This is a genomic window from Streptococcus sp. FDAARGOS_256, from assembly GCF_002289235.2.
Lineage (GTDB): Bacteria > Bacillota > Bacilli > Lactobacillales > Streptococcaceae > Streptococcus.
Genome location: NZ_NTGM02000001.1, coordinates 55,480 through 77,710, shown reverse-complemented (window position 1 = coordinate 77,710; position 22,231 = coordinate 55,480). Strand labels below are relative to the sequence as shown.

Here is a 22,231-nt window from a genome sequence, read left to right as displayed (position 1 = left end):
ACCTGCGGCTAGCTTTCTAGTTTGCTCTTTGATTTTCATTGAGTATTATTTTCCATTTTAAATGACATTTAGTAACTCTAATACCAAAAAAGCCCAGACGACATTGTCTGAGCATTCTTCTGTATAGGCGTATAACCAAGTTGAGTTTAGCATTTTCAAGCTATTTCTTCAACAAACCTTGTTCTTGTAGAAATTCTTTGGCTACTTGTTCTGCTGACTTGCCTTCGACACCGACTTGGTAGTTGAGCTGGCTCATCTGGCTTTCAGTAATTTTACCAGCCAATTTATTGAGAACTGTTTCCAACTCTGGATGTTTCTTGAGAAGAGCTTCTTTCATTAGTGGAGCCCCTTGATAAGGTGGGAAGAGTTGTTTGTCATCTTCCAAGACCTGCAAATCATAACGCGCCAACTCTGCATCGGTTGAATAGGCATCCGTAATTTGAATATCGCCTGACTGAATTGCCTGATAGCGAAGAGCTGGCTCCATGGTCGCTACGTTGAGATTGAGACCATACATTGATTGCAAGCCCTTATTGCCATCTTCACGGTCATTAAATTCGAGTGTAAAACCTGCCTTCAGCTGCCCTTCCACTTTTTTCAAGTCCGAAATGGTCTTCAAGCCATACTTTTTCGGAACAGCTACAGCGTAGGTGTTTTGATAAGACATAGGTTTGAGATAGGCCAGATGATCCTGTTTGGCAATGCCATCACGCGCCACTTGATAAACCTGATCTGGCTCATGACCTACTTTAGGTGCTGGTTGAAGCAAACTTTCAGTCACCGTACCAGTAAATTCAGGATAGATATCAATATCCCCTTTTTTCAGAGCTTCATAGAGGAAGCTTGTTTTCCCAAAATTCGGTTTAACAGTCGCAGTCATACTGGTATTTTCTTCAATGAGGAGTTTATACATATTGGCCAAAATTTCTGGTTCCGGTCCCAATTTTCCAGCAATAACCAAATTTTCTTTCTCTTTTTGAGCTAAGAGGGCTGGACTATAAGACAGACCGAGCAATATGGTCACCAAGGCAAAACCAGAGAAAATCGTTCTCAATTTTGCTTTTTCCATCACTTTTAGCAGGAAGTTAAAGGCAATGGCAAGCACTGCAGAAGAAAGGGCCCCAATCAAAATCAGACTGGTATTATTGCGGTCAATTCCCAAAAGGATAAAGGAACCCAGTCCGCCTGCCCCAATCAAGGCCGCCAAGGTCGCCGTACCGATAATCAAGACCGCTGCCGTCCGAATCCCAGACATAATGACAGGCATGGCAAGTGGAATTTCAAACTTCTTGAGTCGCTCCCATCTGGTCATCCCAAAGGCAATCCCAGCCTCTTGCAGACTCGGATCAATTCCCTTTAGCCCAGTGATGGTATTTTGCAAAATCGGGAAAATCGCATAAATCACTAGTGCTGTCAAAGCAGGCAAGGTTCCAATTCCCATCAAGGGGATAAAGAGCCCCAACAAGGCCAGAGACGGGATAGTCTGGAAAATTCCTGCAATCTGCAAGACCCAATCCGCCATCTTTTCATGATAACGAAGAAATACCGCTAAAGGGACTGCAATAAAAATAGCCAGCAACAAGGTCAAAAGCGACAACTGCAAATGTTGAGATAGAGCTGTTACCCAATCACCAAAACGATCCTGAAAAGTTGATATCAAATTAGTCATGAACACTACCTCCAAACAAGTCTGCTACAAAGTCTGTTGCAGGCGCTTTTAAAATGGTCTCAGGATTCGCCACCTGACGAATCTCTCCATCCTGCAAGACAGCAATACGGTCCGCCAATTTCAAAGCTTCATCCGTATCATGGGTCACAAAAATCGTTGTCATCCCAAACTCTTTATGCAATTCTTTCGTCAGAACCTGCAACTGTTTTCTCGAAATAGCATCCAAGGCTGAAAAAGGTTCATCCATGAGGAGAATCTTAGGCTGACCAATCATAGCACGGACAATGCCCACCCGTTGCTGTTCTCCACCAGATAATTCACTTGGAAGTCGATGCCCATACTCAGCTACTGGTAAACCAACCTTAGCTAAAAGCTCTTCTGTTTTCTTCGCAATGTCTTCCTTAGTCCAGCCCTTCATCTCCGGAATGAGAGCAATATTTTCTGCAACCGTTAAATTGGGAAACAGAGCAATGGCCTGTAAAACATAACCAGTAGAAAGACGAAGTTCCCGCTCGTCATAGTCTTTGATGCGCTTGCCATCCATGTAAATATTTCCATCAGTCGGTTCCAAAAGACGATTAATCATCTTAATCATGGTCGTCTTACCGGACCCAGAAGGTCCAACTAAAACCATGAACTCCCCATTCTCAATCCGTAAATTGACATCTCTCAAAACATCTTTTTCTGTATAGCGTAGCGCTACATTTTTATATTCGATCATTATTTGTCCTCTATTTAAAACTTCCCTCGGTTGGTCAAGTTACCAAACTTTTAATAACTAATTTACCCCATTCTAAACCTCATTTTCCTTCTCTTTCAGATTGTCTAAAATACGTTCCTGATAGCTTTCAAACTGACGGATTTCTTCTTCAGAGAAGCCTTTATAAAAAATTGCATCTAATTTTTGACTGACACGATTGCCCACTTCTTTCTGCGACCAACCTTGCTCTGTCAACTTGACATATTTCTTTCTCTTATCTATTCCACATGGACTAATGATGACCAGGTTTTGCTCCTCAAGTTTCTTTATCATGGTTGTGAGCGTATTGTTAGCAAGTCCAGTCGCAAGCGCAATATCTGTCGCCGTAGCGCAACCTGTCTCACTATTCCATAACACCGTGAGAATCTTGCCCTGTTCACTCCGATAAAGAGACCCAGGATCCTGACTCAATAACTTTTGAAAGATCCGCCCATTCAGTAAACGAATATGATGGGCAACTAAATGACTATCCCTCATGATTCCTCCAATTTATTTCTATATCAAATTTTCTCTATTGTAACACCTGCTATTCCATCTGTCAACTATTTCGACTTAGAAATAATTTCTACCAACAAAAAAGACCTCCTACCTAAAGTAGAAGATCTCTAATCTTGATCAACTTAATCTGTCATTTCGGACACCAGTGTTCGACGCTCCAATGGAATACTGCACATAACTAACAAGAAAATGAAACCTGACTGAATCCAGAAAAGGGCCAAGTCAAAGATTCCATGCACAGCAACCACTGTAAGGAAAGATAGATAAAGACCGATAATTGGACGTTTCCCCGACTCCTGACTCATATCCATCATCAAACGAACAGGAGCAACAGAAGACAAAGCTAATAAAATGGTTCCCACAATTCCGTAACTCAGAATCGTATCAATATAAAGGCTGTGAGCATGTTCATGATAAGGAGCATTTATCCGAGGATAAGAGTGCATATAGGTCAATGGCCCCTCCCCCCAAAAAGGATTTTGCTTAAACAAGGCCATCCCAGCATCCCAGATAGAAATGCGTTCTTCCATAGAAGAATCTAAAGTTCCCATCCGAACTCCCAAATCACTAGAAAAAAGGAAACTCAAGCCAATCGCAAAGACCCCAATACTAAGCCAAAAGGCCTTCCAGTTTTTAATGGTCGTAAAGAGATAAATGATGGCTCCAGCGATAATAGCAGGAAAGGCTGTTCTATTTTGCGTGAAATTTAAACCAAAAAGATTTACAAAACCTGCTAGCACACAAAAGACTTTCAACCATCTTAGCTTCGTCGTTGTAAAGAGATAAAAAGCTATCATGATACAGAAGCAACAAATGATCCCATAGTAGTTAGGATTAAAGAAGGTCACCTCTGCACGGTTTTGGTGCCATACTTGCATATTTGGTGAAAGAAAGGCATAGTTAAATTTCTTTACAATTTGGAAATGCTCCAAAGTAGCAAAAGCGGCAGAGACAACACTACCAAACAAAACCGTCTGGAGTATCAGTCGAAAGAAAGCATGCGTCAGACGCTTCTGGTAAAAACTAAAGAAAATAAGAAATAGGAGCATCAGGAAAGATGCTGCTAGACCAAGCCAGTTCTTGGCGACGATGGAAATGACACTACTGTAGGCAATAAAAAAGAGAAGTACAGGATGTTTGGCTAATCCTTTGATAATTCCCTTCATCTCCCCAGTAACAAGTAAACCTATCAAATATAAAGCAAAGAGTGATAAGAACAAATAAAAAGGTAAAAAGATACTCATGATCATCAGATACAAAAAGAAATCTTTTTTCGAAAGCCCTCTTATCTTATCCAGTAATCCAATTGATTTCAAAACGGATCCTTTCTGTTCTGGATTTCTCCAGAAGATAAATGCTAAACTATCTTTATATTCTACCATTTTTTCCGTCATTTGGGAACAATGAACACGTTTTCGCCACAAAAAAAATCTTTCATTAATATGGCACTAGAACTGAATGTTTCTACCGTTTTCCACTACTTGATAGGTCTGACTTTGCAAATCAATTTCTGCTACTGCTGTTACGGACTTGTCTTTATTTTGACGTTTGATTACAATGCTGTGAGCTGTTGGTGTTTCAATGTCAATAGTCCCTTCTAGGTCAAAGGCCTCTGACCGATTACGGAAAGAAAATAGATTGAGAAGGGACTTCACCACAGGACGTTGAACTTCTTCTGCTATTTCCTCATTGCTATAGTAATGACGATTAATATTTCGACCTTCTTTGGTTTCTTCTAATAATTTCAAGTCATTTTTTCCTGCTAATAGACCCACATAGTAAACCTGAGGAATGCCTGGCGCAAAAGCTTGAATCAAACGAGCGAGGAAGTACTTGACATCATCATCTCCAAGTGCAGAATAGTAGGTTGAATTGATTTGGTAGATATCTAGATTGTTATACTCTGCACTAGAGTACTTACGTTTGACATTCGCTCCAACCTTATAGAGCTCATTTGAAGCATAGTCAATTTCCTCATCGGTCAGGATATCCTTGACATCTACCACTCCAATCCCATCATGGGTATCTAGTGTCGTAAATTGCTTCATCGGGCTCATCTTTAACCACTTAGCTAAGCGCTCTGTTCTGGAACTGTAAAGAGTATAAAGGGTCACCATTGGAAGGGCAAAATCGTAAACATAGTAATCATGATCCGCTATTTTAAACTGAATCGAATAGTGTTCATGAATCTCAGGTAAGAGCTCTGCACCGTATTCAGCTCCTATATCCCGGACCTTATCCAATAAGTCCCAAATATCTGGTTCCACAAAGAAATCATTGGTATCCAATTTCTTCACCGCATAAGCAAAAGCATCTAGGCGAATCAAATCACACCCGTTACTTGCTAGATGTTGAATCGTCTTACGGATGAAGCTCATCGTTACTTCTTTGGTCACATCAAGATCAATCTGCTCCTCACCAAAGGTATTCCACAAATGTTCTACTGAACCGTCTGCAAAAACGATCTCTTGCTTTGGTGCACGATCCTTACGCTTGTAAATTAAATCTACATCAGCTTGTGTCGGACGATTTTCCGGCCAAAACTTGTCCCAGTTTAAAAAGAGATCTTTAAATTCACTAGCTTCATGTTTTTCTTGATAGTCCTTATAATATTTCGATTGACGAGAAATATGGTTAATCATAAAGTCGAACATAAGATAATATTTCTCACCTAAACGCTTAACATCCTCCCAATCACCAAACGCTGGATCCACTTCATCGTAGTCAACTGGCGCAAATCCACGATCACCTGTTGACGGGAAAAATGGCAGAAGGTGAACTCCCCCAATAGCATCGCCAAAATGTTCTTCCAAATTCTCATACAAGTCTTTAAGGTTATTTCCAAGACTATCTGAGTAAGTAATCAACATAGTTTTATTTTGAATGGTCATAGATGGTCTCCTTTTTCTGATGAAAGCCAAGTCTTATATGACCTGGCTTCGTAAATGAAAGATATTTTTAGATTTTTGTTCAGTACTAATATAGACTGCAAGCAACTAAGTACTACTTTCTTTTTTCTACATAGAATTGTAAACAAGCTGAACTGTTCCTCTATGTATGGAATTATAAATTCCCTAAGCACTTTCTTACTTCACTGCCCCGTTACTCATTCCTGAAATGATATGTTTTTGGAAGATGAGATAGACAATAGTTATCGTTACAATTCCCACAATATAAGATGCAAAACTTGGGCCATAGTCATTGAAGTACTGACCTTGGTAGTTGTATTGGAAGAGAGGCAAAGTCCACATCTTGGAATCTTTATTCAGAATCAAGAGTGGCAACATAAAGTCATTCCAGAACCAGAGAGCATTGATAATCAAAGTTGTCGCATGCATGGGCTTCAACATTGGAAAAATGATTCGACGATAAATTGTAAAACGATCAGCCCCATCAATTTCCGCAGCTTCGTCCAAACTATCTGGTACACTGATTTTTATATAACCAACATACAAGAAGAGGGTCTGTGGAATAGCATAAGTTAGGTAGAGTATTACTAGCCCCCACATATTTGCTAGACCGAGTTTACTCATCATAACTGTGATGGGAATCATAATCACCTGAAATGGAACAAATATCCCTAAGATCAAGAGCGAATACATAATTGCAAAGGCTTTTTTCTTGGACATATTTCGAGCAATGGAATAAGCTGCAGCTGGTATAAAGAAAGCTACTACAATCAATGATAACACCGTAATAACTGCTGAATTCCAGAAATAGCCTCCAATCCCATCCGAAATTAATCGTTCATAATTACTTAAGGTAAAAGGATTGGGCAAACTAAAGAAATGATTCATGATATCCTTAGTTGTCTTGAAAGAACTAAATACCGTTACCAACAAAGGAACAAGTATAAGAATACCACCGACTATCAAGAGGACGTATTTCCAAAACTGATTCAATTTTTCTTCTTTTTTCATGTGTAGGACTCCTCTATTAGATTTCAAATTTCTTTGATAACTTGATTTGGATCAGAGAAACAATTCCAATAATTAAGAATAAAATCAAGGCAATTGCATTCGCATATCCATATTGATTACTCTTGAAAGCATAGTTGTAGACTAAAAGTCCAAGAGACGTTGTAGCATTATTTGGACCACCACTCGTCAACGCAAAAATTTGGTCAAAGGCTGTCAAACCAGACTTAAGAGCCAAGATAAAAACCATTGAAATCGTTGGCAGTAAATAGGGTAATTCAATCTTCCAAAAGGTTTGTTTACTTGTTGCACCATCAATTGATGCTGCCTCTAAAATATCATTTGGAATACTCTGAAGACCAGCAAGAAAGAGAATAATTGGCATTGCTACTCCTTGCCATAGAAGAACAAAAATAGTTGCTACTACCGCTCCGACAGGTGTCCCTAATAGACTCTCTTGTAAAAAGCTAATTCCTAAAATTTTTCCAATCGTTGGAAGCCCATAGTTGAAGAATTGTTTAAAAATCAAGGAAACTGTCAAACCAGACAAAACAGCCGGGAAAAAGAACCAAGCTCTAAAGAAGGTCTGCCCCTTCATCTTCGAATTTAAGGCTCGTGCCACAACCATCCCAATCGTAATCTCTCCAATAATCAATGCCAGAGTTAAAATCAAAGTAAAGGCTATGGCTGTGAAGAATTTCCCATCAATCATCAGCAATTTGTAGTTATTTAAACCAACAAATTTATAATTATAGGTCAATCCAGTCCAGTTAGTCAAACTATAGAAAGCACCTTGTACCATTGGAAAGTAAAAGAAGATAGCTTGTAAAGCAAGCGGGATGAGCAAAAATGTCCAACCCCAGTATTTATTTAAAAATTTTCGAATAGCCATATCATCTTAACTCCTATTCTAGTCCAAATCTGCCTTCATTGGATTAAAGAAAGCATTGAGATTGTTTGCCATATTTTTCAGATTTTTATCCATCAGGTAACCTGCACTTAGATTAAAAAAGTCTTCTTCAGAGTTCCAGCGTTGGCCCAACCAAACATAATGTTTGTCCGTAAAAGCCAGTTTAGAAATAGCTGCAAGCGCTGAATCTTCTTTTTCCTGTATGCCTTTCACCGCAACTGGTGATCCATCTACATCATAGTATGACTGCATAGCTTTTGGACTAGTCATATAGCTGATAAATTCTTCGGTTTCTTTCGGATGTTTGGTAGTAGCTGAAGTTGATAATGCCATGTCCCCTGCACCAACAGTGACTTCTTTTCCTACTTCTTCTCCAGGGAAGGCGAACATCCCCACCTCAAATTTTGGATCCTGTTGATTAATTGCGGCTAATGCCCATGATCCTTGTGGCATCATCAAGGCTTTTTCACTCGAAAATGCTACCACCGCATCATTATAAGAGGCACCACGCCAACCATCTTGAGCATTATCTGCTAATAAATCGAGTCGTTCTGCATCTGCTTTTAAAATAGCATCATCTGCAGAGATTGCGTTTGGTTTTGAAAAGCGAAGATAGTTATTAGCCGCGTCTCCACTACCCGTAAGGGTAATGAGAGAAAGTTGGTGGTAACCATTTAATGTCCAGCCTTCATTGCCTGCAACCGCAAATGGAGAATTCCCACTATCTTTTATCTTTTTGACAATCTCTTGAAATTCTTTAAAAGTCTTCGGTTCCTCAAGTCCTAATTCTTTAAACTTCGTTTTATTGTAATAGATTCCATAAAGGTTGGCTGTTAATGGCACACTATAAATCTTGTTATTGATTGCATACTTTTCGGCATAGTCATTCTTGATGTTCTCAAGATAGGGTTTTTCTGTCATATCTGCAAAATAACCTGCTTTTGCCCACTCCTGAAAATCCATATTTTGAGGATAGATATTAATAATATCTGGAACATCTCCTGATAAAATACGAGTCTTTAGAACAATTCCAGCTGAAGGTACTGTAGTCAGCTTCACATCAATATTAGGGTGTTCCTTCTCAAAATCATCCACTATCCTTTGCAAGGTATCTGCCATCTCGGTCTTCTGGTTAAAAAACTCAATCGTTACCTTTCCATCAGCTGATTGATTGTTCTGACCACAAGCCACTAGGCCTAGTAAACTTGCCCCAGCTACTAAAAGAAAACCTGCTTTCTTATACCATTTCATTGGAATGCCTCCTTGATAAATTTATACGCTTTTATTATAGTCTCTTGAATTTATACTGTCTACTCAAAAAATCTCCTGGTGATAAGGTAACAGTTAAACCTGCATACATGAGCTCTGCACCCGAATAAACAATGTTTGTCCCTTCCAGCTCATAAAGCCCTTCCACTTCTAAGTCTTTCAGTTTCAAGGTGGTTTCCATTGTTTCCACAACTGATAGGACTCGGACGTAGGTTACGATCGTCTGATTTCCATAGTTAAATTGTACAGCTGCTTCATTGGATTCAGCATCGGGATTGATTAACCTATACTGATTTCCCAACTGGACTACTGGTCGCAATTCTTTATACAAGTTCACCTGATTAGCAATCTCAGACTTCTCTTCATCTGATAAACTTGTCAAATCAAGCTCATAACCCAGATTTCCCATCATTGCCACATGACCACGAGTTTCCAATGGTGTCATTCGTCCCATCTGATGATTTGGTACTGCTGACACATGAGCCCCCATAGAAATGGCTGGATAGAGATAGGATGAACCGTATTGAATTGGTAAACGTGCAATAGCATCAGTATTATCACTAGCCCAGACTTGTGGGAAATAACGCATCATACCAAGATCATTTCGTCCACCACCACCAGAGCAGGACTCAAAGAGAATATGACTGTGTTTCTCTGTCAGATAAGAAACGAGTTCGTAAAGCCCCAACATGTACTGATGAGACTGCATTTGAGTTGCCAGATAAGCTAAACCATTCCCCAAATTAGTAATATTACGATTCATATCCCATTTGATGTAGTCAATTTTATGATGAGAGAGGAGTTCATCTAAAACATTTTTCAAATATTCTACTACCTGAGGATTGGCAAGATTAAGTACTAATTGATTTCGAGAATAGGTATGCTCATAACCTGGAACCTGAATAGCCCAGTCAGGATGTTTGCGATACAAGTCGCTATCAACAGAAATCATCTCCGGTTCTAACCAAAGCCCAAACTGCAAACCTCTTTCATGGATCGCTGAAATCAGACTTTCTAGACTTCCACCCAATTTTTCCTCATTAACACGCCAGTCACCTAAAGCACGATTATCATCAAAGCGATTACCAAACCACCCATCATCTAATACAAAAAGTTCAATTCCAACTTTCTTAGCTTCATCAGCTAGTTCTAACAGTTTTTCTCTCTGAAAGTCAAAGTAGGTAGCTTCCCAGTTATTGATTAGAATTGGACGCTCTTTTTTAGAAAATTTACTTGGCATAATGTGCTTAAGTACAAAATTCTGACTTTCATGACTAATACCAGTTAATCCCTTATCTGAATAGGTCACTAAAGCTACCGGTGTTTCAAAATTTTCCTCAGGATCTAACTTCCAAGAAAAGTTTTCTGGATTAATGCCAATAGCCACCCGAACTTCATTCAGTTGATTCTTTTGGACAAAAGCTTCGAAGTTTCCACTATACATCAGTTGAATAGCAAACACATTCCCAGCATCCTCTGTAACTCCTTGATCACATAATATAAGAGCAGGTGTTTGAGCATGCCCAGAAGCTCCACGGTTCGAACTAATCGAAAAGATTCCTTGCTCTACCTGTTGACGTCGGACAGTCTTTTCACGAGCATAAGCTCCCTGCAGAGTTACTATTTCGTAAGCTGCAGCAGGAAAATCAGCCATAAAAGAAAATTCCTTATAAATGACAACTTCCTGATTGCTATTATTTTCCAATTTGCTGTAACTAGCAATTGTCGCATCATTATCAAAAGCTGTATAATACAAAGTCAGACTAAGTTGAGCCTTAGAATCTTTTAAAATCAAGGCAAGCGTCTCTGTAGCATCCATGCTGTGAGGAGAAGGTAAGCCCTGTGGACCATTCTGACCTTTTAAAATCTTTGCTTCTACAAATCGAAAGTCTGTTACTTCAGTTGCATCATGTTGAACCTGTAAAGTTGGTTTTCTAAAGTCACCCAAACCATGTTGTCCAAAAATCTGACGTTGCGTATCCAAACTAAAGGTTCGATTAGTAGCTATGGGATTACCAGAAAAAGCATGATCGCGTTCGTAAACACTATTAGCCCCTCTATAGTTCTTAATAGTCTTTCCTAAATGTTTTAATAATAAGAATCCATCCCTATTTTCAATAATCAAACTTAAACCTTTACTCTCAACGTAAAATAGATTATTCTCTATTCGAACTCCCATAAATTGTACCTCATCTATTTCTTGATAAAATTTTAGCACATAAAAGCGCTTTCTAAAATAGAGAAATGTCTACAAAGTATGGTAAAATGTTAGGTAGGAGGTGGCCCATGCTCGTTTTTTCAGAATACCAGACTGGAACAATTGATCTTTCTCTTAGCTTCTACGGTTATGAAGAATGCACGCCTAATTACTCTTTTGGTCCAGCTATTCGAGATACCTATGTACTACATTACATTACTAAAGGAAAAGGTCAATTCCATTATAAGGGGAAAATTGTTGATTTAAAGGCAGGAGATTTCTTTTTACTAAAACCAGATGAATTAACATTCTATCAAGCAGATAGCCAGGATCCTTGGGCTTACTACTGGTTGGGGATCACTGGAGGGAGGGCACCTGACTACTTTGCTCTATCTCAAATTTCTGACCAATCCTACCTCATCCAGTCAAATAACTGTCATACACAAACAACTGCAAAACTCATCTCAGATATTGTCTGCTTTGCTCAGATTACAAAATCTAATGAATTGGCTCAACTCCACATCATGGGACAACTCCATGAACTAATGTTTCATCTAGGAACGATTGCTCCCAATCAGAAAAAAGAGAATATTTCATCAACTCACCAGCTCTATCTTGACTGCAAACAATTAATTGATAGTCACTATCCACGATCGCTCACCATTCAAGATTTAGCAAAAGAGCTATCGGTTCATAGAAGTTACTTAACTAGTGTGTTTAAAGAATTTCACCAACTCTCTCCAAAAGAGTATTTACTTTTCGTTCGAATGAACCGTGCTCAACAGTTACTAGAACACACAAATGAAACGATCAAAGTCATTGCATATTCTGTAGGTTTTTCAGACCCACTACATTTCTCAAAAGCCTACAAACAGTTTTTTCATAAAACACCTAGTCAAACTCGAAAAGAATACTCTCACTCCCTCTTAGCTAGAAAGGAAAATCAATGAAATCACACCAACTAGTCTACCAAATATTAGCTAGAGAAAACGATTATGTTAGCGGAGAAAAAATCGGAGAAGAACTGAATTTAAGCCGTACATCCATATGGAAAGCGATCCAACGTCTTCAACAAGAAGGCCTAGAAATTGACAGTATCAAAAATAGAGGCTATAAGCTTATTCAAGGCGATCTGATATTGCCTGATTTGATTCAGGAGAACACCAACTTAACCATTCGCTACAAACCTGAGACCAAATCAACCCAAACAGATGCAAAAGAAGGGATTGAAGCTGGAAACAAAGGAAATACACTCTATCTTTCAACCTGTCAAACAGCAGGTCGTGGCCGCTTTCAGCGCCGCTACTATTCTCCATCTCAGGGGGGGATCTATATGTCCCTGCATGTTCAACCCAATCTTCCTTATGAAAAACTCCCTTCCTATACTCTCCTTGTAGCTGCTGCAGTCTACAAAGCCATTAAAAACCTAACTATGATAGAAGTAGATATCAAATGGGTAAATGACATCTACTTTAAAAATAAAAAGATAGCAGGTATCCTCACTGAAGCGATGACATCAGTTGAGACAGGCTTGGTTACAGACGTCATTATCGGACTTGGTATAAATTTTTCTATAGCAGACTTCCCAGAAGACCTAAAAGAAAAAGCAGGCAGCCTATTTATGCCACCTGCACCAATTAGTCGTAATGAGCTCATCAGCGAAATATGGAATTGTTTCTACAATACGGATTCAGATGAGCTACTTTATATCTATAAAGAAAGATCAATCGTTCTTGGAAAAGAAGTTACTTTCCAGCTAGACGGAAAATTTGAGAAAGGTCTTGCAAAAGAAATCTCAGAATCCGGCCAACTACAAGTCGAATTTGAAGATAAACATACTATCTGGCTAAATAGCGGAGAAATATCACTAACGGGTTGGTAATAAACAAATCCCCCTTTTAATGATTTAGAAGGGGGATTTACATACAAAAAAAGAGCCTAACAGCTCTCTTAACGTACGGAGAATGGGGGATTCGAACCCCCGCGCCGGTTACCCGACCTAACGATTTAGCAAACCGTCCTCTTCAGCCTCTTGAGTAATTCTCCTATTAATGGGCACGAGTGGACTCGAACCACCGACCTCACGCTTATCAGGCGTGCGCTCTAACCACCTGAGCTACGCGCCCAAGTTCAAAAACTTGGTATGAACTTTCGTTCAAAGCGGGTGACGAGAATCGAACTCGCGACAACAGCTTGGAAGGCTGTAGTTTTACCACTAAACTACACCCGCTTAATAAAATAAAATATGGCGCGAGACGGAATCGAACCGCCGACACATGGAGCTTCAATCCATTGCTCTACCAACTGAGCTACCGAGCCAAATTGCGGGAGCAGGATTTGAACCTACGACCTTCGGGTTATGAGCCCGACGAGCTACCGAGCTGCTCCATCCCGCGTTAATATAAAAAGGAGGATGTGGGATTCGAACCCACGCACGCTTTTACACGCCTGACGGTTTTCAAGACCGTTCCCTTCAGCCGGACTTGGGTAATCCTCCATTATTTACAATGGACCTTGTAGGACTTGAACCTACGACCACTCGGTTATGAGCCGAGAGCTCTAACCAGCTGAGCTAAAGGTCCAACAAGATCAATATAGCGGCGAAGGGGATCGAACCCCCGACCTCCCGGGTATGAACCGGACGCTCTAGCCAGCTGAGCTACACCGCCATGAATCGGGAAGACAGGATTCGAACCTGCGACACCTTGGTCCCAAACCAAGTACTCTACCAAGCTGAGCTACTTCCCGCGTTAAATAAAAAAATGCACCCTAGAGGAGTCGAACCTCTAACCGCCTGATTCGTAGTCAGGTACTCTATCCAGTTGAGCTAAGGGTGCTCATCATTATATGCCGAGGACCGGAATCGAACCGGTACGATCGTTACCAATCGCAGGATTTTAAGTCCTGTGCGTCTGCCAGTTCCGCCACCCCGGCCTCTCTAAGCGAACGACGGGATTCGAACCCGCGACCCCCACCTTGGCAAGGTGGTGTTCTACCACTGAACTACGTTCGCATCGACCTCTTATTCTATATAAAAAAATGCCGGCTACATGACTTGAACACGCGACCCTCTGATTACAAATCAGATGCTCTACCAACTGAGCTAAGCCGGCTACTTTCTATTATGCGGGTTAAGGGACTTGAACCCCCACGCCGTTAAGCGCCAGATCCTAAATCTGGTGCGTCTGCCAATTCCGCCAAACCCGCAAATATGACCCGTACTGGGCTCGAACCAGTGACCCATTGATTAAAAGTCAATTGCTCTACCAACTGAGCTAACGAGTCTAAAATAACTTCCGTTATCTTAAACGGTCCCGACGGGAATCGAACCCGCGATCTTCGCCGTGACAGGGCGACGTGATAACCGCTACACTACGGGACCTATGGGAGTTAACGGGATCGAACCGCTGACCCTCTGCTTGTAAGGCAGATGCTCTCCCAGCTGAGCTAAACTCCCAAAGGGCGGAGTCTAGCTCAGCCAACGGTAAGAAACTTCGTTTCTCTCATCCGCCGATTGTAATTTCGATTTCCTCTCAATTACAACTGAGCTAAACTCCCTCGAGCTAAGCGACTTCCATATCTCACAGGGGGCAACCCCCAACTACTTCCGGCGTTCTAGGGCTTAACTGCTGTGTTCGGCATGGGTACAGGTGTATCTCCTAGGCTATCGTCACTTAACTCTGAGTAATACCTACTCAAAATTGAATATCTATCAAATACCAAGAAAACCTCACACTTCGTATTCTCAGTTACTTTGGATAAGTCCTCGAGCTATTAGTATTAGTCCGCTACATGTGTCGCCACACTTCCACTTCTAACCTATCTACCTGATCATCTCTCAGGGCTCTTACTGATATAAAATCATGGGAAATCTCATCTTGAGGTGGGTTTCACACTTAGATGCTTTCAGCGTTTATCCCTTCCCTACATAGCTACCCAGCGATGCCTTTGGCAAGACAACTGGTACACCAGCGGTAAGTCCACTCTGGTCCTCTCGTACTAGGAGCAGATCCTCTCAAATTTCCTACGCCCGCGACGGATAGGGACCGAACTGTCTCACGACGTTCTGAACCCAGCTCGCGTGCCGCTTTAATGGGCGAACAGCCCAACCCTTGGGACCGACTACAGCCCCAGGATGCGACGAGCCGACATCGAGGTGCCAAACCTCCCCGTCGATGTGAACTCTTGGGGGAGATAAGCCTGTTATCCCCAGGGTAGCTTTTATCCGTTGAGCGATGGCCCTTCCATACGGAACCACCGGATCACTAAGCCCGACTTTCGTCCCTGCTCGAGTTGTAGCTCTCGCAGTCAAGCTCCCTTATACCTTTACACTCTGCGAATGATTTCCAACCATTCTGAGGGAACCTTTGGGCGCCTCCGTTACCTTTTAGGAGGCGACCGCCCCAGTCAAACTGCCCGTCAGACACTGTCTCCGATAGGGATAACCTATCCGGGTTAGAGTGGCCATAACACAAGGGTAGTATCCCAACAACGTCTCCTTCGAAACTGGCGTCCCGATCTCATAGACTCCTACCTATCCTGTACATGTGGTACAGACACTCAATATCAAACTGCAGTAAAGCTCCATGGGGTCTTTCCGTCCTGTCGCGGGTAACCTGCATCTTCACAGGTACTAAAATTTCACCGAGTCTCTCGTTGAGACAGTGCCCAAATCATTACGCCTTTCGTGCGGGTCGGAACTTACCCGACAAGGAATTTCGCTACCTTAGGACCGTTATAGTTACGGCCGCCGTTTACTGGGGCTTCAATTCATACCTTCGCTTACGCTAAGCACTCCTCTTAACCTTCCAGCACCGGGCAGGCGTCACCCCCTATACATCATCTTACGATTTAGCAGAGAGCTGTGTTTTTGATAAACAGTTGCTTGGGCCTATTCACTGCGGCTGACGTAAAGTCAGCACCCCTTCTCCCGAAGTTACGGGGTCATTTTGCCGAGTTCCTTAACGAGAGTTCTCTCGCTCACCTGAGGCTACTCGCCTCGACTACCTGTGTCGGTTTGCGGTACGGGTAGAGTATGTTTAAACGCTAGAAGCTTTTCTTGGCAGTGTGACGTCACTAACTTCGCTACTAAACTTCGCTCCCCATCACAGCTCAATGTTATAGATATAAGCATTTGACTCATATCACACCTCACTGCTTAGACAGACACTTCCATTCGTCTGCTTTAGTTAGCCTACTGCGTCCCTCCATCACTACATACTCTAGTACAGGAATATCAACCTGTTGTCCATCGGATACACCTTTCGGTCTCTCCTTAGGTCCCGACTAACCCAGGGCGGACGAGCCTTCCCCTGGAAACCTTAGTCTTACGGTGGACAGGATTCTCACCTGTCTTTCGCTACTCATACCGGCATTCTCACTTCTATGCGTTCCAGCACTCCTCACGGTATACCTTCTTCACACATAGAACGCTCTCCTACCATACCTATAAAGGTATCCACAGCTTCGGTAAATTGTTTTAGCCCCGGTACATTTTCGGCGCAGGGTCACTCGACTAGTGAGCTATTACGCACTCTTTGAATGAATAGCTGCTTCTAAGCTAACATCCTAGTTGTCTGTGCAACCCCACATCCTTTTCCACTTAACAATTATTTTGGGACCTTAGCTGGTGGTCTGGGCTGTTTCCCTTTCGACTACGGATCTTAGCACTCGCAGTCTGACTGCCGACCATAATTCATTGGCATTCGGAGTTTATCTGAGATTGGTAATCCGGGATGGACCCCTCACCCAAACAGTGCTCTACCTCCAAGAATCTTTATGTCGACGCTAGCCCTAAAGCTATTTCGGAGAGAACCAGCTATCTCCAAGTTCGTTTGGAATTTCTCCGCTACCCACAAGTCATCCAAGCACTTTTCAACGTGCCCTGGTTCGGTCCTCCAGTGCGTCTTACCGCACCTTCAACCTGCTCATGGGTAGGTCACATGGTTTCGGGTCTACGACATGATACTAATTCGCCCTATTCAGACTCGGTTTCCCTGCGGCTCCGTCTCTTCAACTTAACCTCGCATCATATCGTAACTCGCCGGTTCATTCTACAAAAGGCACGCTCTCACCCATTAACGGGCTCGAACTTGTTGTAGGCACACGGTTTCAGGTTCTATTTCACTCCCCTCCCGGGGTGCTTTTCACCTTTCCCTCACGGTACTGGTTCACTATCGGTCACTAGGGAGTATTTAGGGTTGGGAGATGGTCCTCCCAGATTCCGACGGGATTTCACGTGTCCCGCCGTACTCAGGATACTGCTAGGTACAAAGACTATTTTAAATACGAGGCTATTACTCTCTTTGGCTGATCTTCCCAAATCATTCTTCTATAATCTTTGAGTCCACATTGCAGTCCTACAACCCCGAAGAGTAAACTCTTCGGTTTGCCCTCCTGCCGTTTCGCTCGCCGCTACTAAGGCAATCGCTTTTGCTTTCTCTTCCTGCAGCTACTTAGATGTTTCAGTTCACTGCGTCTTCCTCCTCACATCCTTAACAGATGCGGGTAACAGGTAGTACCTGTTGGGTTCCCCCATTCGGAAATCCCTGGATCATCGCTTACTTACAGCTACCCAAGGCATATCGTCGTTTGTCACGTCCTTCTTCGGCTCCTAGTGCCAAGGCATCCACCGTGCGCCCTTATTAACTTAACCTTATTTTTTGACCTTTCAGTCATAAACTCTTTTAATACTACAGCGTTTCGGTTTATTTTCTTGTTACTATTTGATATAGATATTCAATTTTCAATGTGCATTACTTGGTGATCTCTCACCAATGGAGCCTAGCGGGATCGAACCGCTGACCTCCTGCGTGCAAAGCAGGCGCTCTCCCAGCTGAGCTAAGGCCCCACAAGACCTCTCAAGACTAAACAAGACCAATGTGCAGTTCCTTATCCTTAGAAAGGAGGTGATCCAGCCGCACCTTCCGATACGGCTACCTTGTTACGACTTCACCCCAATCATCTATCCCACCTTAGGCGGCTGGCTCCAAATGGTTACCTCACCGACTTCGGGTGTTACAAACTCTCGTGGTGTGACGGGCGGTGTGTACAAGGCCCGGGAACGTATTCACCGCGGCGTGCTGATCCGCGATTACTAGCGATTCCGACTTCATGTAGGCGAGTTGCAGCCTACAATCCGAACTGAGACTGGCTTTAAGAGATTAGCTTGCCGTCACCGGCTTGCGACTCGTTGTACCAGCCATTGTAGCACGTGTGTAGCCCAGGTCATAAGGGGCATGATGATTTGACGTCATCCCCACCTTCCTCCGGTTTATTACCGGCAGTCTCGCTAGAGTGCCCAACTGAATGATGGCAACTAACAATAGGGGTTGCGCTCGTTGCGGGACTTAACCCAACATCTCACGACACGAGCTGACGACAACCATGCACCACCTGTCACCTCTGTCCCGAAGGAAAACTCTATCTCTAGAGCGGTCAGAGGGATGTCAAGACCTGGTAAGGTTCTTCGCGTTGCTTCGAATTAAACCACATGCTCCACCGCTTGTGCGGGCCCCCGTCAATTCCTTTGAGTTTCAACCTTGCGGTCGTACTCCCCAGGCGGAGTGCTTAATGCGTTAGCTGCGGCACTAAACCCCGGAAAGGGTCTAACACCTAGCACTCATCGTTTACGGCGTGGACTACCAGGGTATCTAATCCTGTTTGCTCCCCACGCTTTCGAGCCTCAGCGTCAGTTACAAGCCAGAGAGCCGCTTTCGCCACCGGTGTTCCTCCATATATCTACGCATTTCACCGCTACACATGGAATTCCACTCTCCCCTCTTGCACTCAAGTTAAACAGTTTCCAAAGCGTACTATGGTTAAGCCACAGCCTTTAACTTCAGACTTATCTAACCGCCTGCGCTCGCTTTACGCCCAATAAATCCGGACAACGCTCGGGACCTACGTATTACCGCGGCTGCTGGCACGTAGTTAGCCGTCCCTTTCTGGTAAGATACCGTCACAGTGTGAACTTTCCACTCTCACACTCGTTCTTCTCTTACAACAGAGCTTTACGATCCGAAAACCTTCTTCACTCACGCGGCGTTGCTCGGTCAGACTTCCGTCCATTGCCGAAGATTCCCTACTGCTGCCTCCCGTAGGAGTCTGGGCCGTGTCTCAGTCCCAGTGTGGCCGATCACCCTCTCAGGTCGGCTATGTATCGTCGCCTTGGTGAGCCGTTACCTCACCAACTAGCTAATACAACGCAGGTCCATCTGGTAGTGATGCAATTGCACCTTTTAAGCAAATGTCATGCAACATCTACTATTATGCGGTATTAGCTATCGTTTCCAATAGTTATCCCCCGCTACCAGGCAGGTTACCTACGCGTTACTCACCCGTTCGCAACTCATCCAGAAGAGCAAGCTCCTCCTTCAGCGTTCTACTTGCATGTATTAGGCACGCCGCCAGCGTTCGTCCTGAGCCAGGATCAAACTCTCATTAAAAGTTTGAGTTCTTACTCATTTCTGTCACTGACAGATTTATTGTTTTTTTCATTGTTCAGTACTATAACCTCAGTTATAGTGCCCTGCACATTGGTTCGTCTTGTTCAGTTTTCAAAGGTCTTTGTCACTCATTCTCTCTCAAGCGACAACTATATTAGTATATCACAGCCATCTGTCTCTGTCAACAGATTTTTTAAACTTTTTTCAAGTTTTTTTAGCCGCAATACACCATAGTCCGTACGGGATTCGAACCCGTGTTACCGCCGTGAAAAGGCGGTGTCTTAACCCCTTGACCAACGGACCTGAGCTTTTCAACTCTTTCTATTATACCTACTTTTTTACCTTTGTCAAGGACTTTTTTCAGTGAAGTTAATTTTTTCTTTTCTTCACTAATTTAACCACTGCTTCTGTCCGTGCAGTGTGGGGAAACATATCGACCGACTGGATATACTGGAGGTCATAGACTTTTACTAGTTTAACCAAATCTCGCGCTAAGGTCGAAACATTGCAGGATACATAGACCATTTTGTCTGGAACGTAGGTCAGAATGGTTTCCAACAGCTTATCATCTAAGCCTGTACGAGGAGGGTCAACTATCAAGGCATCCGCTCGGTAGCCTTCTTTATACCAGCGTGGAATAATCTCTTCTGCTGTCCCCGCTTCGTAATGGGTATTGTCAAACCCCATTTTTTGAGCATTTCTCTTGGCATCTTCTATGGCTTCTGGAATAATATCCATTCCTCTAAGACTCTTGACCTTATTTGCGAAGGCAAATCCGATCGTCCCAACACCACAATAAGCATCGATTAGATGGTCTTCTTTGCTGACATCCAAAGCCTTAATTGCTTCACTATAGAGAATTTCTGTCTGCTCCGGATTAAGTTGATAAAAAGCTCGGGGTGAGAGAGAAAACTCATAGTCGAGTACTCCTTCTTGAATTCTCTCTTGACCCCAGATAATTTCTGTCTTTTCACCATAGATTTCACTTGTTTTTGCTGTATTTGTATTGACTGCAACTGTGACGACTTCTGGAAAATCTTTAACTAAGTCTTTTACTAGCTGGGTTACATTAAGCTGTCGATTCGTGACGATGATTATCTGGACTTGTCCCGTTTTTCTTGCTCTGCGTACCATGATGGTGCGAACACCGAGCGTTTTTCTCTCATCTGTAATTGGAATTTGGTGGTAAGTAAGAAGTTCAGCTAGGCGATTCGCAATCACTTGGGTTTCCTTATCTTGCACCAAACAGTCTTTCAACTCTACGAGATAATGAGAGTTTTGTGCATACAAACCTGCCTTGACCTGATTTTTAAATTTCCGAGTCTGGAATTGAAGCTTAGCACGGTAGTACTTTGGTTCCTGCATTCCGATAGTTGGACGGATCTCATATTTTTCATATCCCGCAGGAGCAAATTTTTTCAGGGCTTGATGGAGCAGATCTGTTTTGAACTCTAACTGTTTATCGTAGTGGAGATGCATGATTTGGCAACCACCACATTCATTATAAATCGTACAAGCTGGCACGACTCGAAATTTAGACTTCTTATTAACCTTTAGTAATTTTGCTTCTACAAAGTTACGTTTGATAGAAGTAATCTGACAATAGATGTCTTCTCCTTTGAGGGCGCCTGGCACAAAAACGAGGGTTTTCTGATAGAAACCGATTCCCTCACCATTAATGCCCATCCGCTTGATTTTTAAAGGTATTTTTTGTTTGACTTTCAGATTCATACCCCTATCTTATCACATTTTAGGGTATAATAGAACTATGAAAATCACAAAACTTGAAAAGAAAAAACGTCTCTACTTGATGGAACTAGATGGACAGCAAACCTCTTATATCACGGAAGATACTATTGTCCGTTTTATGCTGTCTCGAGATAAGGTCATTAGTAAAGAGGAACTGACCGAGATTCAGGATTTTGCCCAGTTTTCTTATGGTAAGAATCTCGCTCTCTACCATTTATCCTTCAAGGCCCGTACTGAAAAGGAAGTGCGAGAGTATCTGAAAAAGTATGATCTTGATGAAAAAATCACAAGTCAAGTTATCGCCAATCTTAAAGAAGATAACTGGATTAATGATCGTCAGTATGCTTATTCCATCATCAATGCCAATCAACTTTCTGGAGATAAGGGACCCTATGTGCTAGCTCAAAAACTGTCTCAAAAAGGGATTGCCAAATCAACTATTGAAGAGGTTTTAAAGGATTTTGATTTTTCAGAGATTGCTCAACGTGTTGCAGAAAAACTGCTTAAAAAATACAATGGAAAGCTTCCCTCTCGTGCCTTGCAAGATAAGATTATCCAAAACTTGACGAACAAAGGCTTCTCCTATTCTGATGCTAAAAGTGCCTTTGATGACTTGGACAGTCAAGTCGACCAAGAAACGACTCAAGAACTCATTTTTAAAGAGCTAGACAAACAATATGCTAAGTATGCTCGAAAGTATAAAGGATACGAACTTAAACAACGTTTAACCCAAGTTTTAGCTCGAAAAGGCTATGATTTTTCGGATATAGCCATCGCTCTCAGAGAATATCTTTAATATTTTCGTGTAAAATTCA

The 22,231-nt window shown here is 42.4% G+C and carries 13 protein-coding genes, 19 tRNA genes and 3 rRNA genes; 3 read left to right on the top strand and 32 right to left on the bottom strand.

Annotated elements, in window-relative coordinates:
- Positions 1–160 precede the first annotated feature (160 nt).
- From A6J84_RS00605 to A6J84_RS00565, 9 genes are all read right to left on the bottom strand, one after another.
- Entirely contained in the window at positions 161–1,669 is a 1,509-nt protein-coding gene (locus tag A6J84_RS00605; RefSeq protein WP_095725826.1) for an ABC transporter permease/substrate-binding protein, read from the bottom strand.
- Entirely contained in the window at positions 1,662–2,390 is a 729-nt protein-coding gene (locus A6J84_RS00600; protein WP_000575227.1) for an ABC transporter ATP-binding protein, read from the bottom strand. Before A6J84_RS00600 ends, A6J84_RS00605 begins: the two co-directional genes overlap by 8 nt.
- Positions 2,391–2,462: 72 nt before the next feature.
- The gene (locus A6J84_RS00595) at positions 2,463–2,906 is read right to left on the bottom strand and encodes a MarR family winged helix-turn-helix transcriptional regulator (RefSeq protein ID WP_095725825.1); all 444 of its coding nucleotides are present in this window, start codon (positions 2,904–2,906) and stop codon (positions 2,463–2,465) included.
- Between the two features lie 143 nt (positions 2,907–3,049).
- Complete coding sequence (locus A6J84_RS00590; RefSeq protein ID WP_095726474.1) at positions 3,050–4,243, bottom strand: O-antigen ligase family protein; 1,194 nt, start codon at positions 4,241–4,243, stop codon at positions 3,050–3,052.
- Positions 4,244–4,375: 132 nt separating this feature from the next.
- Positions 4,376–5,818, bottom strand: a complete 1,443-nt coding sequence (gtfA, locus tag A6J84_RS00585; protein WP_033606274.1) for a sucrose phosphorylase — start codon at positions 5,816–5,818, stop codon at positions 4,376–4,378.
- 195 nt (positions 5,819–6,013) lie between these two features.
- Positions 6,014–6,847: a carbohydrate ABC transporter permease gene (locus tag A6J84_RS00580; protein WP_000711270.1), complete on the bottom strand. Its 834-nt coding sequence runs from the start codon at positions 6,845–6,847 to the stop codon at positions 6,014–6,016.
- A gap of 16 nt (positions 6,848–6,863) precedes the next feature.
- Positions 6,864–7,736 (bottom strand): carbohydrate ABC transporter permease, encoded by an 873-nt coding sequence (locus tag A6J84_RS00575; protein WP_033584257.1) that lies wholly within the window; start codon positions 7,734–7,736, stop codon positions 6,864–6,866.
- A gap of 18 nt (positions 7,737–7,754) precedes the next feature.
- Positions 7,755–9,005 (bottom strand): extracellular solute-binding protein, encoded by a 1,251-nt coding sequence (locus tag A6J84_RS00570; protein WP_095725824.1) that lies wholly within the window; start codon positions 9,003–9,005, stop codon positions 7,755–7,757.
- Positions 9,006–9,039: 34 nt separating this feature from the next.
- Positions 9,040–11,202, bottom strand: coding sequence for an alpha-galactosidase (locus A6J84_RS00565; protein WP_095725823.1), 2,163 nt, complete (start codon positions 11,200–11,202; stop codon positions 9,040–9,042).
- A 107-nt stretch (positions 11,203–11,309) separates the two neighbouring features.
- Between A6J84_RS00565 and A6J84_RS00560 the strand changes: the two genes are divergently transcribed.
- Positions 11,310–12,170, top strand: coding sequence for an AraC family transcriptional regulator (locus tag A6J84_RS00560; RefSeq protein ID WP_049478407.1), 861 nt, complete (start codon positions 11,310–11,312; stop codon positions 12,168–12,170).
- Positions 12,167–13,102: a bifunctional biotin--[acetyl-CoA-carboxylase] ligase/biotin operon repressor BirA gene (birA, locus tag A6J84_RS00555; RefSeq protein ID WP_049501568.1), complete on the top strand. Its 936-nt coding sequence runs from the start codon at positions 12,167–12,169 to the stop codon at positions 13,100–13,102. Before A6J84_RS00560 ends, birA begins: the two co-directional genes overlap by 4 nt.
- A gap of 76 nt (positions 13,103–13,178) precedes the next feature.
- Here birA and A6J84_RS00550 read toward each other — a convergent pair.
- From A6J84_RS00550 to rlmD, 23 genes are all read right to left on the bottom strand, one after another.
- Positions 13,179–13,266, bottom strand: a tRNA-Ser gene (locus tag A6J84_RS00550).
- A gap of 6 nt (positions 13,267–13,272) precedes the next feature.
- Positions 13,273–13,346 (bottom strand) — tRNA-Ile (locus tag A6J84_RS00545).
- 33 nt (positions 13,347–13,379) lie between these two features.
- Positions 13,380–13,450: transfer RNA gene (locus A6J84_RS00540), tRNA-Gly, on the bottom strand.
- Positions 13,451–13,466: 16 nt separating this feature from the next.
- Positions 13,467–13,539: transfer RNA gene (locus A6J84_RS00535), tRNA-Phe, on the bottom strand.
- Between the two features lie 3 nt (positions 13,540–13,542).
- Positions 13,543–13,616: transfer RNA gene (locus tag A6J84_RS00530), tRNA-Met, on the bottom strand.
- Between the two features lie 11 nt (positions 13,617–13,627).
- A tRNA-Ser gene (locus A6J84_RS00525) sits at positions 13,628–13,717 on the bottom strand.
- A gap of 11 nt (positions 13,718–13,728) precedes the next feature.
- A tRNA-Ile gene (locus tag A6J84_RS00520) sits at positions 13,729–13,802 on the bottom strand.
- A 13-nt stretch (positions 13,803–13,815) separates the two neighbouring features.
- Positions 13,816–13,889 (bottom strand) — tRNA-Met (locus A6J84_RS00515).
- A gap of 5 nt (positions 13,890–13,894) precedes the next feature.
- Positions 13,895–13,968, bottom strand: a tRNA-Pro gene (locus A6J84_RS00510).
- Between the two features lie 15 nt (positions 13,969–13,983).
- Positions 13,984–14,057, bottom strand: a tRNA-Arg gene (locus A6J84_RS00505).
- Between the two features lie 11 nt (positions 14,058–14,068).
- Positions 14,069–14,154, bottom strand: a tRNA-Leu gene (locus A6J84_RS00500).
- A 7-nt stretch (positions 14,155–14,161) separates the two neighbouring features.
- Positions 14,162–14,233: transfer RNA gene (locus A6J84_RS00495), tRNA-Gly, on the bottom strand.
- Positions 14,234–14,260: 27 nt separating this feature from the next.
- A tRNA-Thr gene (locus A6J84_RS00490) sits at positions 14,261–14,333 on the bottom strand.
- A 12-nt stretch (positions 14,334–14,345) separates the two neighbouring features.
- Positions 14,346–14,427, bottom strand: a tRNA-Leu gene (locus A6J84_RS00485).
- 5 nt (positions 14,428–14,432) lie between these two features.
- Positions 14,433–14,505, bottom strand: a tRNA-Lys gene (locus A6J84_RS00480).
- Positions 14,506–14,529: 24 nt separating this feature from the next.
- Positions 14,530–14,602, bottom strand: a tRNA-Asp gene (locus A6J84_RS00475).
- 2 nt (positions 14,603–14,604) lie between these two features.
- Positions 14,605–14,677: transfer RNA gene (locus A6J84_RS00470), tRNA-Val, on the bottom strand.
- 105 nt (positions 14,678–14,782) lie between these two features.
- A 5S ribosomal RNA gene (gene rrf / locus A6J84_RS00465) occupies positions 14,783–14,898 on the bottom strand.
- Between the two features lie 76 nt (positions 14,899–14,974).
- Positions 14,975–17,875, bottom strand: a 23S ribosomal RNA gene (locus A6J84_RS00460).
- A gap of 122 nt (positions 17,876–17,997) precedes the next feature.
- A tRNA-Ala gene (locus tag A6J84_RS00455) sits at positions 17,998–18,070 on the bottom strand.
- Positions 18,071–18,121: 51 nt separating this feature from the next.
- Positions 18,122–19,667: ribosomal RNA gene (locus A6J84_RS00450) — 16S ribosomal RNA — on the bottom strand.
- Together the 16S, 23S and 5S rRNA genes with 19 tRNA genes alongside form the textbook arrangement of a ribosomal RNA operon.
- Before the next feature lie 231 nt (positions 19,668–19,898).
- A tRNA-Glu gene (locus A6J84_RS00440) sits at positions 19,899–19,970 on the bottom strand.
- A 66-nt stretch (positions 19,971–20,036) separates the two neighbouring features.
- On the bottom strand, positions 20,037–21,398 hold the full coding sequence (rlmD, locus tag A6J84_RS00435; RefSeq protein ID WP_095725822.1) for a 23S rRNA (uracil(1939)-C(5))-methyltransferase RlmD: 1,362 nt from the start codon (positions 21,396–21,398) through the stop codon (positions 20,037–20,039).
- Positions 21,399–21,435: 37 nt separating this feature from the next.
- On the opposite strand from rlmD, the gene recX reads away from it, so the two are divergent.
- Positions 21,436–22,212, top strand: coding sequence for a recombination regulator RecX (gene recX, locus A6J84_RS00430; protein WP_095725821.1), 777 nt, complete (start codon positions 21,436–21,438; stop codon positions 22,210–22,212).
- Positions 22,213–22,231 lie beyond the last annotated feature (19 nt).